We start from the raw sequence: 19,858 nt of genomic DNA on the forward strand, positions 1-19,858 counted from the left end.
TGTCGGAGTGCTACAGCCCCAGCGCTGCCGCATGATGACGCAGGTGGTCATCAATAAAGCTGGCGATGAAGAAGTAGCTGTGGTCGTAGCCAGGTTGACGACGCAGGGTCAGCGGGTGACCCGCTGCTGCTGCCGCCGCTTCCAGCGCTTCGGGCTTGAGTTGCTCGGCAAGGAAGTTGTCGGACTCGCCCTGATCAACCAGTAGCGGCAGGCGCTCGGTCGCGCCAGCCAGCAGCTCGCAGGCGTCCCACGCCTTCCATGCAGCTTTGTCGTTACCCAAATACCGGCCCAGCGCCTTGTGCCCCCAGGGGCACTCGCTCGGGTTGCTGATCGGCGCAAAGGCCGAGACCGAGCGATAGCGACCGGGGTTCTTCAGCGCACAGATCAACGCGCCGTGGCCCCCCATCGAATGGCCACTGATCGAGCGCTGATCCGACACCGGGAAGTGCTCTTCGATCAGACCGGGCAATTCCTGCACCACGTAGTCATACATGCGGTAATGCTGCGCCCAGGGCTGCTCGGTAGCATTGACGTAGAAGCCTGCTCCCAAGCCAAAGTCATAGGCACCGTCGGCATCATCAGGCACCCCTTCGCCACGCGGGCTGGTGTCCGGGGCAACAATGACCATGCCCAGCTCGGCCGCCAGACGCTGCGCTCCGGCCTTCTGCATGAAGTTTTCATCGGTACAGGTCAGACCTGATAGCCAGTACAGCACCGGCAGCGGCTTGCCCTGATCCGCCTGCGGCGGCAGGTAGATGCCGAACACCATGTCACAGTGCAGCACCTGGGAACGGTGACGATAGCGCTTAAGCCAACCGCCAAAGCTCTTGTTGGCGCTGACCAGTTCAATGTCGTTCATAAGAAACCTCCGGTTTCAGCTGCAAGCTGCAAGCTGCAAGCTGCAAGCTGCAAGCTGCAAGCTGCAAGCTGCAAGCTGCAAGCTGCAAGCTGCAAGCTGCAAGCTGCAAGCTGCAAGCTGCAAGCTGCAAGCTGCAAGCTGCAAGCTGCAAGCGTAATCACGATTGGCTTGGCGACCAGGACGTCAAGTACTTCCTAGAAGCGTTTCTACCAATCGTCGCCCCAAGAAAGTCCACGCAATTCGACGCCACGTGGTTTTGCTTGCCGCTTGCCGCTTGCGGTTGGGTTAGAAATGAATGACGGTACGAATGCTCTTGCCTTCGTGCATCAGTTCAAAGGCGTCGTTGATTTGCTCCAGACCCATGGTGTGGGTGATAAAGCTGTCCAGCGGGATTTCACCGGTCTGGGATTTTTCGACGTAGCCCGGCAGCTCAGTACGGCCCTTGACGCCACCGAATGCACTGCCACGCCAGACGCGTCCGGTCACCAACTGGAACGGGCGGGTGCTGATCTCGGCACCGGCCGGCGCCACACCGATGATGGTGGATTCACCCCAACCCTTATGGCAGCACTCCAGCGCCGCGCGCATCAGCTGCACATTGCCGATACACTCGAAGCTGTAATCCACGCCGCCGTCAGTCATGTCGACAATGACTTCCTGAATCGGCTTATCGTGATCCTTCGGATTGACGAATTCGGTCAACCCCAACTCACGGGCAATACCTTCCTTAGCCGGGTTGATGTCGATACCGATGATGCGGCTGGCACCGGCCATCTTGGCACCGATGATGGCGGCCAGGCCGATACCGCCCAGACCGAAGATGGCGACGGTTGCGCCCGCTTCTACCTTGGCGGTATTCAGTACCGCCCCGATGCCGGTGGTGACACCACAACCCAGCAGGCAGACTTTCTCCAACGGTGCTTCTTTCGGAATCACGGCAACCGAGACTTCCGGCAGTACGGTGTATTCAGAGAACGTCGAGCAGCCCATGTAGTGATAGATCGGCTCACCCTTGTAGCTGAACCGGCTGGTGCCATCGGGCATCAGGCCTTTGCCCTGGGTGGTGCGCACCGAGCTGCACAAGTTGGTCTTGCCGGACTTGCAGAATTTGCACTCGCGGCACTCGGCGGTATACAGCGGAATCACGTGGTCGCCGACCTTGACCGAGGTCACGCCCTCACCGACCGCTTCGACCACACCACCGCCCTCGTGACCGAGGATGCAGGGGAACACGCCTTCGCTGTCCTGGCCGGACAGGGTATAGGCATCGGTGTGACAGACACCAGAGGCGACGATGCGAATCAGCACCTCGCCGGCCTGCGGCGGCGCGACGTCCACTTCGACAATCTGCAGGGGTTCATTCGGCGCAAAGGCCACGGCGGCGCGGGACTTGATCATGGGGACTCTCCATTGGATGAGGGAAACACAGGCTGCCAAGTGTAGTAGAGAGCAGTTTCGTGGATAATCACCCACCAGACAAAACATTATTGCTGTACAGGGATAATCATGAGCAACTGGGCATGAGCAACTGGGAAGGTATCGACGAATTCGTCGCCGTCGCCGAGTCGGGCCACTTCACCGGCGCAGCGCAGCGGCTGGGCGTCTCCTCCTCTCACGTCAGCCGGCAGATCGCGCGTCTTGAGGACCGCCTGCAGAGCCGCTTGTTCTACCGGAGCACCCGCCGCGTGAGCCTGACCGAGGCCGGCCAGACCTTTTTGCAGCATTGCCAACGCCTGATCGACGCCCGCGACGAAGCACTGCAAGCCATCACCGATCTGGGCAGCGAGCCCAAAGGGCTACTGCGCATGACCTGCGCGGTAGCCTACGGCGAAAGTTTCATCATGCCGCTGGTCAACGACTTTATGCAGCAGCACCCGCAGCTGCGAGTGGAAATGACCCTGACCAACCAGACCCTGGACCTGCTGCACGGCAGCTACGACCTGGCCATTCGTCTGGGCCGGCTGCAGGACTCGAGCCTGATCGCCACCCGCATTGCGCCGCGGCATATGTACCTGTGCGCCGCACCGTCATACCTGGAGCGTTTTGGCGCGCCGCACAGCCTCTCGGAGCTGCCGCGCCACAACTGTCTGATCGGCAGCAGCGACGTCTGGTCCTTTCAACAGCGCGGTCGCGAACTGCCCGTACGTATACATGGCAACTGGCGCTGCAACAGCGGTCAGGCGGTACTGGACGCCGCCCTGCGCGGCTTCGGCCTGTGTCAGTTGCCCGACTATTACGTGCAGGAGCACCTGCGCAGCGGCGCTTTACGTGCCCTGCTGCCCCAGCACCAGCCACCGCATACTGCAGTCTGGGCACTGTATCCACAGCAAAGGCATCTATCGCCTAAGGTCCGGCAGTTGGTCGACCACCTCAAACAAGGACTTGCCCGACGGCCGGAATACCAGCACAGCAGCTAACGACTGCCGGGCAAACCACCTTCTCTGCGGCCATAAGAAAAGGGGCCAAAGCCCCTTTCCCGTGAGTCAATCAAATCAGTTGAACTGCTGCGCACGCTCGCGCAACTCGGTATCGGTCTGCATGCGCGAGGCGATTTCATTGTAGCGCGCAACCTCCATACCGGAGCTTTCAACCGCCTCAACCATTTCCTGCTGGGCATCGAACTGCAATTGCTGCGCCTGTTCCTGATCACTGGCCGCACTCAGTTCGTCGGTCAGCTCCTGGCGAATCTCGTTGACCTTCTCTTCTGCGCTGACGAACTTTTCCAGATCGGCTTCAGACACGGGCGCAGCTGCCGCGGCTGCGGACGGTTCGCCGTATTGCTGGCCAGCGGCTCCACCCGCGGTTTGCGCGATAGCGAACGGAGCACCCGCACTCAGGGTCACAACACACAGAGCAGCGGTCAGTTTTTTCAGATTCATCATGGTGCTTCTCCTTCGTTGAAGTTCACCAGTCACAGAGCAGAGACCGTGCCAAAAACCCAGAAAACACCATAACCATATGATTTATAAAAACAAAACCAAAAACCGATAAAAATAAAGTCACGCCGGAGCCGGAACTATCACCCACCAAAACGTATCTTTTTTAAACATGAGCAAAAAATATCCGTTCAAATATGACCCGCTCGCCTGGACAGGTATCAGCGGCCTGCAACGCACCGTCCTGCTGTTTGTGGTACTGCCCCTGCTGCTGCTCACAGCGCTCGGTATCCGCTTCGGTCTGGAGCAGGCAAGCCAGTTTCAACAACAACGCCTGAAAGATGACCTTGAACTGATTGGCCGAGCCATCAGCATCCCTATTGGCAATGCACTGCGCGAGGGGGATCAGCAAGCGATCGAAGCGGCATTGAGCTCGGTCTTCATCATCGGCGAGGTATATGGCGCGTCGGTGTTCGATGTGAATGGCGTGCGCCTGAGCGCAGCAGGGACCACCGAAAGCGACCTGTCTCGCACCGCCATTCCTGACCTGATCGTCTCCACCGGTCAGGCCCAACAGGGGTTCAGCCGAGTAGACGGACGCAACCTGTTCTCCCACTTCATGCCGTTGTTTGATGCCGGCGGCAATATTCAGGGGTTGATTCAGATCAGCCGGCGCGCCAGCGACTTCGGGCGGGCGCTGGATCAACTGGAGATCATCGCCTGGCTAGCCTGGGCGGTACTGGCTATCGGGATTATCTGCGCAGTCATGCTCGGCCACTACGGCGGCGTCGGGCGACACGTGGACCGTCTGCTGGAACATATGCAGCATGTGGCCGCGGGCAATCACGCTCACCGGGCGGCGCTGGAAGGGCCGACCGAGGTCGCCTCCCTGGCTCGCGGCTTGAACCAGATGCTAGACAGTATCGAGCAGGCGCAGCAGGAGCTTGACCAGCACCGCCTCGCGGAAACCCGGCTGCTGGCACAGCTCAAGGACCAGGAAAAGATGGCCGCCATCGGCGGCATGGCGCGCGGTGTAGCCCATGAGCTCGGCGCACCGTTGAGCGTCATTGATGGCCGCGCCCGCCGACTGCAGCGAAACAGCGATACAAGCGCCGCCCAGACCCGCGACCTCAATGCCATTCGCGCCCAGGTTGCGCGACTGACTCGCACCGTTCGCCAATTGCTCGACTACAGCAGACCGAGCGCCGTGCAGCCACGTACCACCTCTTTACGGCAGATCCTGGACAGTGCCACTGCGGCGATAACGCCAGAGCTGGACGATGCTGGGCGCCAGCTGGAGGTAGTGCCTCTTGCCTCAGCCCAACTGCCCAACATTACTGTTGACCCGGCACGGCTTGAGCTCGCCCTGCTCAACCTGCTGCGCAACGCGCTGCAAGCGAGCCGGTCCTGCCTGAGGGTAACGGTGAGTCAACAACAGGATTACCTGCGCATCGATATCGAAGACGACGGCCCAGGCCTGCCCGAGGCGACGCATACGCAACTGCTGGAACCGTTCTTCACGACCAAGCCGCCTGGCGAGGGCACCGGACTCGGGCTGGCAATCGTCGATACCATCGCCGAAGAGCACGACGGCGAGCTGCAACTGGGCAGCAGCGACCTTGGCGGCTGCCGAGCCACCCTGCTGCTGCCGACCAATAGAGAGAGCACCGCATGAGTCACACCGAACACCTGCTGCTGGTCGAGGACGACCCAGGGCTACGTGAACTACTGCAGGAGGAGCTGGAGGCCGAAGGCTACCGCGTCACCCCATGCCCCAGCGCCGAAGCCGCCCACGCTCTGCTTCAACAGGGTGACGTCGACCTGCTGATCAGCGATCTGCGTCTGCCAGGTGCCGATGGCCTCAGCCTGCTCCCAGTCGCCCAACGCGCGAGCCCGGCCCCGGCGATTCTGATCATCACCGCTTTCGGTTCCGTTCAGCAGGCAGTGCAGGCGCTGCAGGAAGGGGCAGACGACTTCCTGACCAAACCCTTGGAAATGGATCATTTTCTGCTGACAGCCAGTCGGCTGCTGGAGAATCGCCGCCTGCGCCGCGAAGTGCAGCGCTACCGTTCAATCATGGCCCTTGAGCAATTTCACGGGATCATCGGCCAGAGCAACGTCATGCGCCGGCTGTTTCAGGACATTCGCCAGGTCGCAGGCGCCGATGGCCCGGTTCTGATCCAGGGCGAGAGCGGTACCGGCAAGGAACTGGTCGCTCGCGCAGTGCATGAGCAAAGCGCCCGTTCCAGCGCCCCTTATATGGTTGTTAATTGCGGCGGTATCCCGGGCGAGCTGATGGAGAGCGAGTTCTTCGGCCATGCCGCCGGAGCCTACACCGGGGCACGCAAGGCACGCGCGGGCCTGTTCCAGCAGGCCGACGGCGGCACCCTGCTGCTTGACGAAATAGGAGAAATGCCGCTCGCCCTGCAGGCCAAGCTATTGCGCGCCCTGCAGGATGGCAAGGTGCGCCCGGTGGGCAGCGACCACGAGATCCAGCTGAATGTGCGTGTAATCGCCGCGACCAACCGCCAGTTGACCGACTGTGTTGCCGACAGCAGCTTCCGCGAAGACCTGTTCTACCGACTGGAAACATTCACCCTGCAAGTTCCACCCTTGCGTGAACGCGCCGAAGACATTCACGCGCTGGCCGACTTCTTCCTGGCACGATTCAATGCCAGACAGCAGCGCCAGATCAAAGGCTTCAGCGACGACGCTAGAGCAGCGCTGCAGCGCCACCCATTCCCGGGCAATGTGCGCGAGCTGCAGAATGCAGTCGAACGTGCGGCCACCTTCTGTACCGGCAACCTGATCGAGCTCGTCAACCTGCCTGAGCGCTTGCAGCAGAACGAGGCCGACCTTCCCGGCGCACCAGCGGTACCGATGCTCGACAACCTCACCGGCGAAGCGCTGGACCAGCTTCCCAGCCTGGAGACGGTACAACGGCAATACATCCACCAGGTGCTCAGCGCAACCGGTGGCAACAAGCGTCGCGCAGCGGACATTCTTGGCATCACCCGCCGCACCCTCTACCGCTGGATAGAATGAGTGCGGCGATGCAGGACGGCCGCGCTCTGGGTTACAGTAGGCCCGAACCTCGAATAACCTCTCAACCAGGAGCACAATGTGGCAAGCGCCCTGCGGCTGAATGCCCTGCTGGACCATCAATTCCAGCCGGGAGACCGACTTCTTTGCACCCTGCGCAACGAATTGAAACTGCTCGATGGCCTGTGCCGTACCCTAGGTGTCGCCGAACTGAGCCAGTTCATTGATACCACCGCGCTTGAGCTGCAAGCCGCCGTTGCCATGCTTGGTGAAGAGGGGCGCACAGCGGAGGTGCCGGAGGTTGACCCAGCAACCGGCCAGGTGTGGGGTATCGAAGACGTCAGCTGGCAACCAGTTGCCGCCGGCATGAGCACGCTAGAGGCGCTGGAGCAGCACCTGCGCAAAACCCCGCACAGTGGACTGAACAGCGCCAAGGTGCGCGACCTGCTCGATGAACTGGGCTACTGCACCACCCTGCTCACACCGCTTGAAGCCGAGGGTGCCCAGTTTCACCTGGCGCTCGAGGATCAGGGCTAGGTACCGGCGACAGCGTAGCGCCGCGCCGGTACCAACAAAGCGTTATTCGAATGGTGGCAAAGCCGCACCGGCCACCGGTTTGCCGGCCTCAGCCCAGGCATCAAAACCGCCCAGAATCGACAGCACGTCCAGGTATCCCATCTCCTGCAGCGAACTGGCTGCCAGCGCCGAGCGGCCACTGTTTTTGCAATAAAGCACCAGCTTTTGATCACGAGCCGACAACACCGGGTCATTGCTGAGCTTGAATTCCAACAACCCACGAGGGATGTTGATCGCGCCCGGGATATGACCGGCCTGAAACTCGTCCGCCTCGCGTACATCAATCAGCACATCGGCAGCCTGAATGGCTGCGTCAGCAGCCGTCAGATCAACCTCATTGACACGCGCCTTGGCGGCGGCGACCAGATCATGAGCGGTTTTCATAAGTGACTCCGGTGTTAGACATGGCAGGTTCGAGCCCGCATGCACCGCACCGGCAACACAAGACAGCCATGTGCCGGACTTTCACGGGCTCTCAATTAAGAAAAATATAAACTTTATTTTAATTCTATGCATAGCACAAAAAGGAATAACAAGCTCACCGGAGATAAGCCAGCCTACTTACCTGACCGAAAACAGGGGCGCAAGGGAAACCAGGCCCGGCTACCCCAGCAACGCCGCGATACGCTGCCGGGTTTCTGCCATCAGCTCTGGCAGTTGCTCACGATCATAGCTGCTGGCGTCCAGCGGCTCACCGATGTGTACCGACACCTGCTGGCCTAGATTGAAACGCCAACTGCGTGCCGGAAGTACATTGTGAATACCGCGAATGGCAACCGGTACGATGATTGCGTCGGTATCCAGGGCCAGATGAAAACACCCCTTCTTGAACGGCAACAGCTCCCCGGTACGTGAACGCGTCCCTTCCGGCGCTGCCCAGAGCACAATCCCGGACTCCATCATATTCCGCGCCTGAGCCAGGTCGGCTATCGCCTGATTGCGCTTGTGGCGGTTGATTGAAGGGAATTCAGCCAACCGCATGGTGACCCCAAGCACCGGAATCCGATACAGCTCGGCCTTGGCGAGCATACGGATCGAGCCGGGCAAAGCGACGAAGCTGACCGGAATATCGTAGTGGCTGGCATGGGTGCAGAGAATGATATAGCGGCGACCGTCTGCGAAGTCCGGCGTTTTGCCGTGTACCGTAACCTGCAGCCGCACCAGCCTCAGCAATTTGCTCGCCCAGCCGCGTGTGTAGCGGTCAACCCGGGCCCGATCCAGCTGCCTGAATGCGGCTCTCCAGATGACGTCCAGGCAGTACCCCAAGGTAACCAGCACAGAGCCAACCACAACGCCAACACGGCGCAGCAAGGTGGCGGATTCAGCAACGGGTGACAGACTCAGCATGACCACTCTCTTGTTATGGCTATCGACCCCTGCCGCGCCAGCAACCATCGGCAGGATGGCACAGATTGCCACAATTCCGTCATCTACAGTCAAGCCAGCGGCTGGCTATCCTGCTCCGAGATCAGCCCCCATTCACGCAACTGGGCAAGACACTCACTGACATCGACGTCATCACGCTGGAAATCGGACAGGAACAACTGTCCGTACTGTTCGTGCACACCGGTGCGCAGAAAGAGCGCCAGCAGTGTTGGGTCAATATGCCTATCCTTAGCCATGAACAGCATGATCTTGACCGCTTCAGACAGGGTCTTGGCTGACTTGTAGGGGCGATCGGCCGCCGTCAGCGCCTCAAAGATATCAGCGATTGCCAGAACCCGATCCTGCACTGACAGCTGATCTTCGCCAAGCCGACGCGGATAACCGGTCCCATCAAGCTTCTCATGATGCGTCGCGGCCAATTGCGGCACATTGCGCAGCGCACGCGGGAACGGCAAGGTGCTGAGCATGATCAGCGTCTGCACAATATGATCATTGATCTTGAACCGCTCCTCAGCTGTGAGGGTTCCACGCTGGATGGACAGGTTGTGCAGCTCACCCAGGTCGAAACTGTATTCCGGCGGTTTCATATCGAACCCCCACTCATTGCGCGGATCATCACTGGCAACCGGCGGCTTGCGATCCCCCCAGGGCACCTTGTGCTCCGGCTTGTCGCTGAGCAGTTGCTCAACCACCGGCAGCGGCAATTCGGGTACCGTTTCGAGCTGCCGCATTTCCTGCTGCGACAGGCCAAGCCGATCATCGAAGTGCCGCGTCCAAGTCTGCCGAGCGATCTGCTGCAACTGCGCAATATCCTCATCACGCATGAACTCGCCACCAACGTTAGCCTTGGCCACCTCGGCAAACTCGGCTTGCAGACGCGCATGGGCCTGGGCCAGCTCAGCGGCCAGTGCCGCTTCATCCTGCCCGTCTGCTCGCCCCTGCCAATAGCGTATCTCGGCGTCACGCCAGAGCACTTCAAAACGCGTGCGAATCTCGTGAATACGGTTGTAGATGGTTTCCAGCTTGGTCGCTTTGTCAACGACGTATTCCGGGCTGGTGATCTTGCCGCAATCGTGCATCCACGCGGCGATTCTGAAGGCATAGCGTTCATCCTCGTCCATGGAAAAATCCGCCAGCGAGCCGTTTTCTGCACTCAACGCCCGATTGAGCAGCATCTCAGCCAACTGTGGCACACGATCACAGTGGCCGCCGGTATAGGGTGACTTGGCGTCAATCGCCGTTGCCAGCAGGCGAATGATTGACTCCATCAAGCGCCGCTGGTCATCGAACAGCTGCCGCGTCTCGATAGCAACCGCTAGCGTGCCGGACAGGCTGTCGAGGAATTGCCGCAAACTCCGGAGGGCCTTGCCCGATAGCAACGGCGACACTTCCACTGCCAGCACACCGATTAGGCTTTCCCGCCGATCACGCAATGCCAACGTCAGATAACGGTGATCGCGATCAAGCCGCGTCGCCAGCACCCGCTCCGGCTTGCTGCGCAATTCCTCGTCGAGAAGAATCGACTGAGGGTAATGGTCAGCGTTAATACCGCTGGCGAGTACCAGCTCAGCGCTCTTTTCTTCGTACAGAAACACGGCACCGCCGCGCCCCTTGGCCATTTCGATAAGATGACCAAGCACCTCATCCAGCATTCGCTCAAGCCGAGCTTCACGACTGAGCGCCAGTGAAATTTGCTGAAAGTGATGAATGGCACTCGCCATTCGCCCTAGCACCTGGCCCAGTTCACTCACTTCACGAATACGCGAGCGCACGCCGATCTTTTGGCTGAAATCCATGTCGGCCAGATAGCCAACCTGGTCAGCCAGCGATTTGAGTGGCCCTCCTAGTCGCTGCCCTAGTGCCCAACCAATCAGCACCAGCAGCAACATGAGCACCAGCGCCCAGACCGCCTGGTGCTTGAGTATGTTGACTACGCTGGACATCAACTCCCTGCCAGGTATGGCAATCAACACACGCCCCAAGTCTTCCCCAATCCGGCTCAACGGCAGACTGATGACGTACCAGTCGCCATCCTCCCGCGGCAAACGTCTGACCTCCGAGGAAGCAATACGCATGGCTGCCAACTCGCTCAGCACCGGCACATCCAGCTCATCGATGGTCGCCAGTCTGGGGGCTTCCACCCCCTCCAGCACGATCAAGCGATCGACATCAGGGTAGGCAACAACGCGATTGCCGCTGACGATTGCCATCTCGGTGCCTGGCGTAAGGTGCATATCCTCAACCTCGACGGCCAAGTCATCGACTGCCGCGTCCAGCCCAAGTACGGTAGCGGTCAGCTGGCTGCGCAGCGCCATGGTCAGGCCAACCTGGTGGGTCGTGAAATACAGGTAGGGTTCAGTCAGCACAACCTCTGCTGACTGCTGCGCCATCTGATACCAGGGGCGAGTACGGGGGTCGTAACGGTACTCCGGGACGGGCCGGCTTCCCATCTGATGCAGTTCCTTGTCAAAGAACAGCCAGCGGCCATGCAGCACTTCACCATCGCGCTCAATGGACTGCGCCAGGAAATGGGTACCTTCAGGCAAGTCGTAGCCATCAATTCCGCCCTCAGGCACCCTGCGCACCAGAAAGAAATCGCCGTCCGGATAGCCCGCATAAACAGCACTGACCGCAGTGCCATCGCGCAGCAGTTGAGCCAATGCCGGTAACCGACCAACCCGGTCAGAAAGGGTTCGCGCGCTGACCAGCGGATCGTGGACCAGCAGACGCAAGGCGTCCTCGCTCGGAGTGAGCAGGCGATCCGCACGCTCATCCAGCAGGGCACCGAACTGCATGGCAGAGTCAGCCGCCGCCGCAACCAGTACCGCTCGCGCGCCGCGATAGCCCTGGAAGGCAGTCACTGCCAGCATTGTCAGCAGGCAGATAACGATGGACACGGCAATGAGCCCCTGCAGCGTGATCCACGGACGCACTCTTTTCATTGCCTGATCCTGTTCCCTGTCTGGATAGCGCCAGCTTCCACAACATGATGAGCATAGCTCAGCGACGGAGGATCGCATCATGTTCGCAACCAGCTCAGTGCCACTCTCCGCGAATCATGCACCAAACGGATATTCGCCACTTCGGCTGATGAATGCGCATGCGACAATCGCGCCATTACGGCACCGATTTGCCATAGTGTCGACTTCTGATTCTTTGGAGAGCAGCATGCAGCAGACACAACAACAGCTGATCAAGGTCAACGGCATCAGGCTCAGCGTGCATATTGCCGGTCCCGAAAGCGGCAAGCCGGTCTGGCTGCTACACGGTTTCCCCGAGTGCTGGTATTCCTGGCGCCACCAGATTGCTGCACTGGCGGCACAGGGTTACCGCGTGTTTGCACCGGAAATGCGCGGCTATGGCGCAACCGAGGCACCGGAAGCGATCGAGGCCTACGACCTGATCACCCTGTGCGCCGATATCCAGGGTGCCATGAACCACTTCGGCCACCAGCAGGTAGCCATGATCGGCCATGACTGGGGCGCACCGGTCGCCTGGCACCTGGCGCTGCTGGAGCCGGCCCGCATCAAGGCCGTCTGCGGCATGTCGGTACCCTTCGGCGGGCGGCCGCGCCAGCCGGCCATCAACATGATGCGCGAGGCCTACAAGGACCGCTTCCACTATATCCTCTACTTCCAGAAACCGGGGCTGGCAGAGGCCGAGCTGGCGGCCGACATTCCGCGCACCATGCGCCTGATGATGCACGGCCTGGATAGCCAGGAAGGCGGCGCACTGGTGCAGGACAAACCGGCGGACGCGGCCTGGCTGGACGACTACACCGATCCCGGCAAGCCGCCTGCGTGGTGTTCGGATGAGGCCTTCGACGTCTATGTTAAAACCTTCGAGCAAAGCGGCTTCCGTGGCCCGGTAAACTGGTATCGCAATTTCGAGCGCAACTGGGAGCGCACCGAAGCGCTGGCCGACCGTCAAATCGAGCAGCCCGCACTGTTCCTGATCGGCGACCGCGATCCAGTCGGTACACTTGAAGCCTATACCATCAAGAAAATGCCGGCCGTGGTGCCGCAGGTCGAGCAGCACGTGATTGCCGATTGCGGACACTGGATCCAGGCAGAGAAGCCAGCGCAGGTAAACAGCTTGCTGCTGCCGTTCCTGGAACGCCATTTCCCGGCAAGCTGACAGGGAGAAGAACAATGAGTCTGTGCGACCTGAGCAACAAGCGCATCCTGCTGACCCAGGCAGGCGACTTCATGGGCCCGGCACTGCAGCGCACGCTGGAGGCCTGCGGTGCCAGCGTGATCGCCGACAAGCGCGACTTTCTGGACCCGAAAGCACCGCAGAAGCTGATTGCTGAAGCGGGCGAGGTTGACGTACTGCTGCTCAATCTCGGGGTACCCGCGCCGAGCACACCTGCCGATCAGGTCGCAGACGAGGAATGGGGCCTGCTGTTTCGCCACATGGTCGATCCGCTGCCCCGCTTCGCGCGGGCCGTTCTGCCCTCCATGATCAACCGTGGCAGCGGCAAGATACTGCTGATGGGTAGTGCCTCTGCCCTGCGCGGCATGAAGCGGGCCTCCAGCTACAGCGCCGCGCGCGGAGCGCAGCTGGCCTGGGTACAAGCGGTCGGCGCAGAAGTCGCTGCCAAGGGCATCCAGGTCAATGCCATCGCTCAGAACTTTGTCGACAACCCGACCTACTTCCCGCCCGAGATTCAGGCCAACCCGGCGTTTCAGGCCCGACTGCAACGTGAAGTGCCGCTCGGACGTCTGGTCTCGGCAGACGAAGACACCCACTTCGCCGCCTACCTCTGCTCGGACGCCGCCAACTGTTTTGTCGGCCAGGTGTTCCCGGTCTGCGGCGGCTGGAGCCATTAAGGAAAATGTTCATGCAAAGCACCATCCCGACCATCATTCGCAAGCGCTTCTGCGGGCCGCCAAATAGCGGCAACGGCGGCTACGTCTGCGGCCTGTTGGCCAACGCCATGGCCGAGCCCTGCCAGGTCACCCTGCACGCACCACCGCCGCTGGATACCGAACTGCAGATTGTGCGCGACAGCGACGGGGCTCACCTGCTGCAAGGCGATACCCTGCTCGGCAGCGCCAAACCCTACCAGCTGGAGCTGACGCCACCTGCTGCGATCAGCCTGGCCGACGCCGAAGCGGCGCGGCCACGGTTCAGCGGCTATAACGACCACGGCCTGCCGGGCTGTTTTGTCTGCGGCACCAACCGCTGCGAACACGACGGCCTGCTATTGCACACCGGCCCGGTCAGCGGTCGCACCAGCACTGTTGCCTGCCCCTGGACACCCGACAGCACACTGGATGCGGGCGACGGCAGCGTGGCACCAGAGTACCTCTGGGCGGCCCTGGACTGTCCTGGGTACTTTGCGGTCAGGGAACAGGCAGGCGTCGCCCTGCTAGGCCGCTTCGCGGCGCATATCGAGCGGCCAATCAAGGTGGGAGAGCAACTGGTAGTAGCCGGCTGGGCCATCGCCCACGACGGACGCAAGCACCAGGCCGGCACGGCCCTCTACGACGCCGCCGGCCAACCGGTGGGCTGGGCCGAAGCGACCTGGATCAGCTTGCAGAAACAGGCCGCCTGACCCCTTACTCAGCGCTCAGGTAAGACGAACGCGTCAGGCCGAGTCGCAGCGCATCCACAAAGCGCGTGCGCTCGGCCGGACTCAGGCGGGCGCCGGAGACCTTGTCGCGATACAGTGTCACCAGTTCGTCCGGCGCAAAGTGCACGTAGCGCAGCATGTCTTCGATGGTGTCGTGGGTTTCGATACCACCGTGCACTACCTTGCCATCCGGGCGCAGGTAGACATTGACCGAGTCGGTGTCGCCGAACAGGTTGTGCATGTCGCCGAGAATTTCCTGATAGGCGCCGACCAGAAAGATACCCAGCAGATAATCCTCACCCTCGCGCAGCTCGTGTACCGGCAGACTGTTTTCAATACTCTGCTCATCGACATAATGGCGGATCTTGCCATCGGAGTCGCAGGTCAGATCCTGCAACACCGCCCTGCGCAATGGTTCTTCCTCCAGTCGATCCAGCGGCATAATCGGCAGTACCTGATCAATCGCCCAGGTATCCGGCAGGCTCTGGAATACCGAAAAGTTGCAGATATACTTGTCGGCCATCTTGTCGTTCAGCTCGTCCAGCACCTGACGATGCGAGCGCTGGCGCGCCTTGAGCAGGGTATGCAGACGGTTGCAAAGCGCGTAGTAGCACTGCTCGGCCAGTGCTTTCTCCGACAGCGTCAGCTTGCCTTCAGCGTACTGCGCCGCCACATCCGCCATATAGTGGGTGGCCCGCCAGTAGGTCTCGGTCACCATCTCGACATCGTGCTGATCCTGCAGCCTGACCAGATTGCGTACCACCAGCGGCAACGCCTCTAGATCATCAATCTGCGGCATGACATCGTTGTAGCGCTCGACATCAGTTACCTGGACGATCAGCACCGCGTGGTGCGCGGTCATCGCCCGGCCACTCTCGGAGAAGATGTGCGGATGCGGCAGGCCCTGCTCATCGCAGAAGTCGCGCAGCATGCCGACGACGGTCTGGGCATACTCGTTGACGTCGTAGTTGATCGAGCTGGCATTGCGCGAGTGGGTACCGTCGTAGTCGACCCCCAGCCCACCACCAACGTCGATATGGTCGACCGGCAGGCCCAACGCACGCAGCTCACCGAAGTAGCGAATCGCTTCACGGAAGCCATGCTGATAGTCCGCCAGATTGGCGATCTGAGACCCCATGTGGAAGTGCAGCAGGCGCACCCCGTCCTGCAGATTTGCAGCACGAAAGGCATCCACTACGCGCAGCAACTGCGCCGCCGACAACCCAAACTTGGACTTCTCCCCTCCGGTGTCGGCCCACTTGCTGGACGCCAGCGAAGACAAGCGTACGCGCAAACCGATATTGGGCGTCACTCCGAGCTTTTCTGCCTCTTCGATGACCAGCCGAACCTCGGACTCCTTTTCGATAACGATGAACACCTTGTGACCCAGCTTCTGTCCGATCAGCGCCAGGTGGATGAACTCGCGATCCTTGTAGCCATTACAAACGATGGTGCCGCCTTTGGGTGCCAGCGCTAGCACCGCCATCAACTCCGGCTTGGAGCCCGCCTCAAGCCCGATGGAGACATTCTCGGTGGCGATCACATTCTCAACCACGGCCTCTTGCTGGTTGACCTTGATCGGATAGAGCGCGGTATAACCGCTGCCATAATCTAGCGCCTCAATGCTGCGATCAAAGGCGCCGGTCAATTGCCGCACCCGCGCCTGCAGAATGTCCGGAAAACGTACCAGCAGCGGCAGGTCCAAGCCGCTCTCTCGCAGTTGGCCAACCAGTTCATGCAGGTCGATGCTGCCGCCCTCGGCCCCGCGTGGCATGACGTCTACATGCCCCTGTTCATTGACGTTGAAATAGCCGGCACCCCAGTGCCGAATGCCGTAAACGCTGCGGCTGTCAGCCACGGTCCAGGCAGATGCGTCTTCTTTGCGCGAACGTCGAACAGGTCCCATCACCACCTCACTTTGCTCAAATACAGGCTCGCCATTGTGAACGTCATACATGACAACAGTTCCGCTGGCTGATGTGCCAAAGGATAAGCCAAAAGCCAGATAATCACAGCGAAGGTCATCGTCGACCCATGAGCCAGTATTTGCGCTCTGGATAAACCTAGGGCCTGGAGCGAGCGCTGGTTTACCGTAAGGACCGGGCTATTACCCCATCCGATTACATCAAGGAGACACCCATGCAGCACTACTTCAGCCTTGCCGGCCGCACCGCGCTGGTCACTGGCGGCAGCCGCGGCATCGGCCGCATGATCGCCCAGGGCTACCTGGAAGCCGGCGCCCGCGTCATCATCTGCTGCCGCAAGATCGCCGAGGGCATGCAAACCGCCGAGGAACTGAGCCAGTACGGCGACTGCATCGCCCTGGCAGCTGACCTCTCTACCGAGCAAGGCGCGCGCCAACTGGCGGAAGATGTGCGCGGCATTACCGAGCGTCTGGACATTCTGGTCAACAACGCAGGCACCAGCTGGGGCGCCCCGCTGGAGGAATTCCCGGTATCCGGCTGGGAAAAGGTCATGCAACTGAACGTGATCTCGGTGTTCAGCTGTATCCAGCAATTGCTGCCGCTGCTGCGCAGCTCCGCCAGCGCAGAGAACCCGGCTCGCATCATCAACATCGGTTCGGTTGCAGGCATCAGCTCGTTCGGTGAGCAGGCTTACTCCTACGGCCCGAGCAAGGCGGCGGTGCATCAACTGTCGCGCAACCTTGCCCGCGAACTGGTTAGCGAACATATCAACGTCAACGTTATCGCTCCCGGCCGCTTCCCAAGCAAGATGACCAGCCACATCCATAACGACCCACAGGCAATGGCAGAAGACTGCCAGCACATTCCGATGAAGCGCTGGGGCCGTGAAGAGGAAATGTCCGCACTGGCAATCATGCTGGCAGGCACAGGCGGTGCCTACATGACCGGCAACATCATTCCAATCGACGGCGGTTTCACCCTGTAACGTTCAAATGCAGTACTTTTGCCACCCGCTCTGACGAGCGGGTGCGCCCCCTCCCGACACGCCCTTCCCCCTCTTCCCGATGCCCTATGCGCCAATCCAGACGCAGGCCTTGTCACAGCTGGCTTTCAGGCAAAATCTTTATACTAAAAAACACTTTCATGACACATCTATTTAACAGCTATAAATATATGACCAACGGGCAAACCCCATATAAATCAGCACCTACAGGCGGTTGAGATAATTTTTTGGATGTGTTTATTATTAAAAAAGCATTTATGCATAAGCATTAGGAACTCGTTTTGTCCCTCACACCCGTAACACTACGAAAACCAAAAAACACGGACGGCTTCGCTCTTAACAGTCTCGTCGAACGCTGCAAGCCGCTGGACACCAACTCGGTGTACTGCAACCTGCTGCAGTGTCACGACTTCGCCGACACGGCCATCGCCGCAGAAACATCGGACGGCGATCTGGTTGGCTTCATTTCCGGCTACCGCCCACCCGCACGCCAGGACACGCTGTTTGTCTGGCAGGTCGCGGTAGACAGCTGCATGCGCGGCCAAGGCTTGGCTCTCAAGATGTTGCTGGCGCTGATCGAGCGTCTGCGCCCTGAAGGTGTAAATCGTCTGGAGACTACGATCTCCCCCGGCAACGAGGCATCCGAGGCGCTGTTCAAGAAGGCGTTTAGCCTACTAGGCGCTGACTACAGCACAGAGGTGCTGTTCTCACGCCAGACCCATTTCAACGGCGAGCATGATGATGAAGTCATCTATCGCGCCGGCCCCTTTACCCAATCAGCACCCAACGACGCTCAGCACTGAGATCAGGAGATTTCATGAATACCTTTGAACAGTTCGAAAAAAACGAATCGGATATTCGCAGCTACTGCCGCTCGTTCCCGGTGATTTTCAAACAGGCCCGCGGCGCAGAGTTAATCACCCGTGAAGGCAAGCATTACATCGACTTTCTCGCCGGTGCTGGCACCCTGAACTACGGGCACAACAACCCGGTCCTGAAGAAGGCGCTGATCCAGTATCTGGAAGATGACGGTCTGACACACGGACTGGACATGTACTCCGAAGCCAAAGAGCGCTTCCTGGAAACCTTCAAACGAGTGATTCTGCAGCCACGCGGCCTGGACAAGTACAAGGTCCAGTTCAGCGGCCCGACCGGCGCCAACGCCGTTGAAGCGGCCCTGAAATTGGCCCGCAAAGTGACCGGCCGCAGCAACGTGATCAGCTTCACCAACGGCTTCCACGGCTGCACCATCGGTGCACTGGCAGCCACAGGTAACGGCCATCACCGTGGCGCTGCTGGCGTACCGCTGACCGACATCAGCCGTATGCCCTACGCCAACTACTTCGGCGACAAGGTCAATACCATCTCCATGATGGACAAGATGCTCAGTGACCCGAGCAGTGGCATCGATAAGCCTGCCGCCGTGATCGTAGAAGTCGTCCAGGGCGAAGGCGGCCTGAACACCGCATCGGCCGAATGGATGCGCAAACTGGAGAAGCTGTGCCGCAAGCACGAAATGCTGCTGATTGTTGACGACATTCAGGCAGGCTGCGGCCGTACCGGCACCTTCTTCAGCTTTGAAGAGATGGGCATCAAGCCAGATATCATCACTCTGTCCAAGTCGCTGAGCGGCTTCGGTCTGCCGTTTGCCATCGTCGTCATGCGCAACGAGCTTGACCAGTGGAAACCGGGTGAACACAACGGCACCTTCCGCGGCAACAACCACGCGTTTGTTACCGCAGCCACCGCCATCGAGCATTTCTGGTCGGACGACAGCTTCGCCAAGAGCGTTCAGGCCAAGGGCCAGCGCATCCGCGAAGGCATGCAGAAGATTGTCCGCAAGCACGGCCCCGACTCTCTCTATGTCAAAGGTCGCGGCATGATGATCGGTATCAACTGCCCGGACGGCGACATCGCAGCCGCGATCTGCAAGGAAGCCTTCGCCAACGGTCTGGTGATCGAAACCAGCGGCAACCATAGCCAGGTAGTCAAATGCCTGTGCCCGCTGACCATCACCGAAGAGCAGATCGACAAGGCCCTGAAAATTCTCGATGCCGCCTTTGCCAAAGTCATGGCAGAACAGGTAGCCAACCAAGCTTCGTAAGGAACCCGAATTCATGATCGTACGTACACTGCAAGACTGTGAAAACTCCGAGCGCCGTGTCGCCACCGAGACCTGGGAAAGCACCCGGATGCTGCTCAAGGACGACAACATGGGGTTCTCGTTTCACATCACCACCATTTATGCCAACAAAGAGACCCACATCCATTACAAGAACCATTTGGAGTCGGTCTACTGCATGAGTGGCAACGGCGAGATCGAGACCCTGTCCGACGGCAAGGTGTACCAGATCCGTCCAGGCACGCTCTACATCCTCGACAAGCATGACGAGCACATGCTGCGTGGTGGCAGCGAAGACATGAAGATGGCCTGTGTCTTCAACCCGCCACTGAGCGGCAAGGAAGTTCATGACAAAGACGGCGTTTACCCGGTTGATATGGACTGAGTCATGCCTACGCCGCCGCGTGACCTGAACGCTCTCCAGACAGGAGACAACCGCACTCAGGGGCACGCTGGCCGGAGTCACCCTGAAACAGGTATCGACTCCGGCA

At 60.1% G+C, this 19,858-nt stretch carries 18 protein-coding genes; 11 read left to right on the forward strand and 7 right to left on the reverse strand.

The genetic code is table 11. The features are described from left to right. Positions 1–10: 10 nt before the first annotated feature. Together fghA and ACKPCU_RS15625 are read right to left on the reverse strand one after the other, a co-directional pair. Entirely contained in the window at positions 11–859 is an 849-nt protein-coding gene (gene fghA / locus ACKPCU_RS15620) for an S-formylglutathione hydrolase (protein ID WP_321348120.1), read from the reverse strand. A gap of 285 nt (positions 860–1,144) precedes the next feature. After that, positions 1,145–2,257: an S-(hydroxymethyl)glutathione dehydrogenase/class III alcohol dehydrogenase gene (locus ACKPCU_RS15625; RefSeq protein WP_321348122.1), complete on the reverse strand. Its 1,113-nt coding sequence runs from the start codon at positions 2,255–2,257 to the stop codon at positions 1,145–1,147. A gap of 122 nt (positions 2,258–2,379) precedes the next feature. Here ACKPCU_RS15625 and ACKPCU_RS15630 point away from each other — a divergent pair, with 122 nt between their 5' ends. After that, positions 2,380–3,276, forward strand: a complete 897-nt coding sequence (locus ACKPCU_RS15630) for a LysR substrate-binding domain-containing protein (RefSeq protein ID WP_321348124.1) — start codon at positions 2,380–2,382, stop codon at positions 3,274–3,276. Positions 3,277–3,351: 75 nt separating this feature from the next. On the opposite strand, the gene ACKPCU_RS15635 is transcribed toward ACKPCU_RS15630, so the two are convergent. Next, a complete protein-coding gene (locus ACKPCU_RS15635; protein ID WP_321348126.1) occupies positions 3,352–3,741 on the reverse strand; it encodes a DUF4168 domain-containing protein in 390 nt (129 codons plus the stop codon). 166 nt (positions 3,742–3,907) lie between these two features. On the opposite strand from ACKPCU_RS15635, the gene ACKPCU_RS15640 reads away from it, so the two are divergent. The 3 genes from ACKPCU_RS15640 (at position 3,908) to ACKPCU_RS15650 (ending at position 7,314) form a co-directional block, all read left to right on the forward strand. Further along, positions 3,908–5,410 (forward strand): sensor histidine kinase, encoded by a 1,503-nt coding sequence (locus tag ACKPCU_RS15640; protein WP_321348128.1) that lies wholly within the window; start codon positions 3,908–3,910, stop codon positions 5,408–5,410. Beyond that, positions 5,407–6,780, forward strand: coding sequence for a sigma-54-dependent transcriptional regulator (locus tag ACKPCU_RS15645; RefSeq protein WP_321348130.1), 1,374 nt, complete (start codon positions 5,407–5,409; stop codon positions 6,778–6,780). The genes ACKPCU_RS15640 and ACKPCU_RS15645 overlap by 4 nt, the downstream gene beginning before the upstream one ends. A gap of 78 nt (positions 6,781–6,858) precedes the next feature. Continuing rightward, on the forward strand, positions 6,859–7,314 hold the full coding sequence (locus tag ACKPCU_RS15650) for a hypothetical protein (RefSeq protein WP_104737904.1): 456 nt from the start codon (positions 6,859–6,861) through the stop codon (positions 7,312–7,314). 42 nt (positions 7,315–7,356) lie between these two features. Here ACKPCU_RS15650 and ACKPCU_RS15655 read toward each other — a convergent pair whose 3' ends face one another. From ACKPCU_RS15655 to ACKPCU_RS15665, 3 genes are all read right to left on the reverse strand, one after another. Continuing rightward, on the reverse strand, positions 7,357–7,737 hold the full coding sequence (locus ACKPCU_RS15655) for a rhodanese-like domain-containing protein (RefSeq protein ID WP_104737905.1): 381 nt from the start codon (positions 7,735–7,737) through the stop codon (positions 7,357–7,359). A 219-nt stretch (positions 7,738–7,956) separates the two neighbouring features. Continuing rightward, complete coding sequence (locus ACKPCU_RS15660) at positions 7,957–8,700, reverse strand: lysophospholipid acyltransferase family protein (RefSeq protein WP_321348133.1); 744 nt, start codon at positions 8,698–8,700, stop codon at positions 7,957–7,959. 89 nt (positions 8,701–8,789) lie between these two features. After that, positions 8,790–11,681: an HD domain-containing phosphohydrolase gene (locus ACKPCU_RS15665; protein ID WP_321348135.1), complete on the reverse strand. Its 2,892-nt coding sequence runs from the start codon at positions 11,679–11,681 to the stop codon at positions 8,790–8,792. A gap of 226 nt (positions 11,682–11,907) precedes the next feature. Here ACKPCU_RS15665 and ACKPCU_RS15670 point away from each other — a divergent pair, with 226 nt between their 5' ends. From ACKPCU_RS15670 to ACKPCU_RS15680, 3 genes are read left to right on the forward strand one after another with little or no spacing between them, the layout of a single operon-like run. Next, positions 11,908–12,876: an alpha/beta fold hydrolase gene (locus tag ACKPCU_RS15670; RefSeq protein ID WP_321348136.1), complete on the forward strand. Its 969-nt coding sequence runs from the start codon at positions 11,908–11,910 to the stop codon at positions 12,874–12,876. 14 nt (positions 12,877–12,890) lie between these two features. Further along, positions 12,891–13,571, forward strand: a complete 681-nt coding sequence (locus ACKPCU_RS15675; protein ID WP_321348138.1) for an SDR family oxidoreductase — start codon at positions 12,891–12,893, stop codon at positions 13,569–13,571. A gap of 11 nt (positions 13,572–13,582) precedes the next feature. Further along, positions 13,583–14,299 carry a hypothetical protein gene (locus ACKPCU_RS15680; RefSeq protein WP_321348140.1) on the forward strand — a complete coding sequence of 239 codons (717 nt, stop codon included), beginning with the start codon at positions 13,583–13,585 and terminating at the stop codon, positions 14,297–14,299. Between the two features lie 4 nt (positions 14,300–14,303). On the opposite strand, the gene speA is transcribed toward ACKPCU_RS15680, so the two are convergent. Then, complete coding sequence (speA, locus tag ACKPCU_RS15685) at positions 14,304–16,223, reverse strand: arginine decarboxylase (protein WP_104737997.1); 1,920 nt, start codon at positions 16,221–16,223, stop codon at positions 14,304–14,306. A gap of 233 nt (positions 16,224–16,456) precedes the next feature. Between speA and ACKPCU_RS15690 the strand changes: the two genes are divergently transcribed. The 4 genes from ACKPCU_RS15690 to ACKPCU_RS15705 all read left to right on the forward strand — a co-directional run bounded on the left by ACKPCU_RS15690 (position 16,457) and on the right by ACKPCU_RS15705 (position 19,752). After that, on the forward strand, positions 16,457–17,227 hold the full coding sequence (locus tag ACKPCU_RS15690; protein ID WP_321348142.1) for an SDR family oxidoreductase: 771 nt from the start codon (positions 16,457–16,459) through the stop codon (positions 17,225–17,227). Between the two features lie 299 nt (positions 17,228–17,526). Then, entirely contained in the window at positions 17,527–18,048 is a 522-nt protein-coding gene (gene ectA, locus ACKPCU_RS15695; protein WP_321348144.1) for a diaminobutyrate acetyltransferase, read from the forward strand. A gap of 14 nt (positions 18,049–18,062) precedes the next feature. Next, positions 18,063–19,349, forward strand: a complete 1,287-nt coding sequence (ectB, locus tag ACKPCU_RS15700; RefSeq protein WP_321348145.1) for a diaminobutyrate--2-oxoglutarate transaminase — start codon at positions 18,063–18,065, stop codon at positions 19,347–19,349. A gap of 13 nt (positions 19,350–19,362) precedes the next feature. After that, positions 19,363–19,752, forward strand: a complete 390-nt coding sequence (locus ACKPCU_RS15705) for an ectoine synthase (RefSeq protein ID WP_104737914.1) — start codon at positions 19,363–19,365, stop codon at positions 19,750–19,752. Positions 19,753–19,858 lie beyond the last annotated feature (106 nt).

The organism is Halopseudomonas oceani (genome assembly GCF_963677335.1).
GTDB lineage: Bacteria > Pseudomonadota > Gammaproteobacteria > Pseudomonadales > Pseudomonadaceae > Halopseudomonas > Halopseudomonas oceani.

Coding starts and splice junctions, on each gene's coding strand:
- fghA (WP_321348120.1), bottom strand. CDS start 859: ATGAACGACATTGAACTGGTCAGCGCCAACAAGAGCTTTGGCGGTTGG.
- ACKPCU_RS15625 (WP_321348122.1), bottom strand. CDS start 2,257: ATGATCAAGTCCCGCGCCGCCGTGGCCTTTGCGCCGAATGAACCCCTG.
- ACKPCU_RS15630 (WP_321348124.1), top strand. CDS start 2,380: ATGAGCAACTGGGAAGGTATCGACGAATTCGTCGCCGTCGCCGAGTCG.
- ACKPCU_RS15635 (WP_321348126.1), bottom strand. CDS start 3,741: ATGATGAATCTGAAAAAACTGACCGCTGCTCTGTGTGTTGTGACCCTG.
- ACKPCU_RS15640 (WP_321348128.1), top strand. CDS start 3,908: ATGAGCAAAAAATATCCGTTCAAATATGACCCGCTCGCCTGGACAGGT.
- ACKPCU_RS15645 (WP_321348130.1), top strand. CDS start 5,407: ATGAGTCACACCGAACACCTGCTGCTGGTCGAGGACGACCCAGGGCTA.
- ACKPCU_RS15655 (WP_104737905.1), bottom strand. CDS start 7,737: ATGAAAACCGCTCATGATCTGGTCGCCGCCGCCAAGGCGCGTGTCAAT.
- ACKPCU_RS15660 (WP_321348133.1), bottom strand. CDS start 8,700: ATGCTGAGTCTGTCACCCGTTGCTGAATCCGCCACCTTGCTGCGCCGT.
- ACKPCU_RS15665 (WP_321348135.1), bottom strand. CDS start 11,681: ATGAAAAGAGTGCGTCCGTGGATCACGCTGCAGGGGCTCATTGCCGTG.
- ACKPCU_RS15670 (WP_321348136.1), top strand. CDS start 11,908: ATGCAGCAGACACAACAACAGCTGATCAAGGTCAACGGCATCAGGCTC.
- ACKPCU_RS15675 (WP_321348138.1), top strand. CDS start 12,891: ATGAGTCTGTGCGACCTGAGCAACAAGCGCATCCTGCTGACCCAGGCA.
- ACKPCU_RS15680 (WP_321348140.1), top strand. CDS start 13,583: ATGCAAAGCACCATCCCGACCATCATTCGCAAGCGCTTCTGCGGGCCG.
- speA (WP_104737997.1), bottom strand. CDS start 16,223: ATGGGACCTGTTCGACGTTCGCGCAAAGAAGACGCATCTGCCTGGACC.
- ACKPCU_RS15690 (WP_321348142.1), top strand. CDS start 16,457: ATGCAGCACTACTTCAGCCTTGCCGGCCGCACCGCGCTGGTCACTGGC.
- ectB (WP_321348145.1), top strand. CDS start 18,063: ATGAATACCTTTGAACAGTTCGAAAAAAACGAATCGGATATTCGCAGC.
- ACKPCU_RS15705 (WP_104737914.1), top strand. CDS start 19,363: ATGATCGTACGTACACTGCAAGACTGTGAAAACTCCGAGCGCCGTGTC.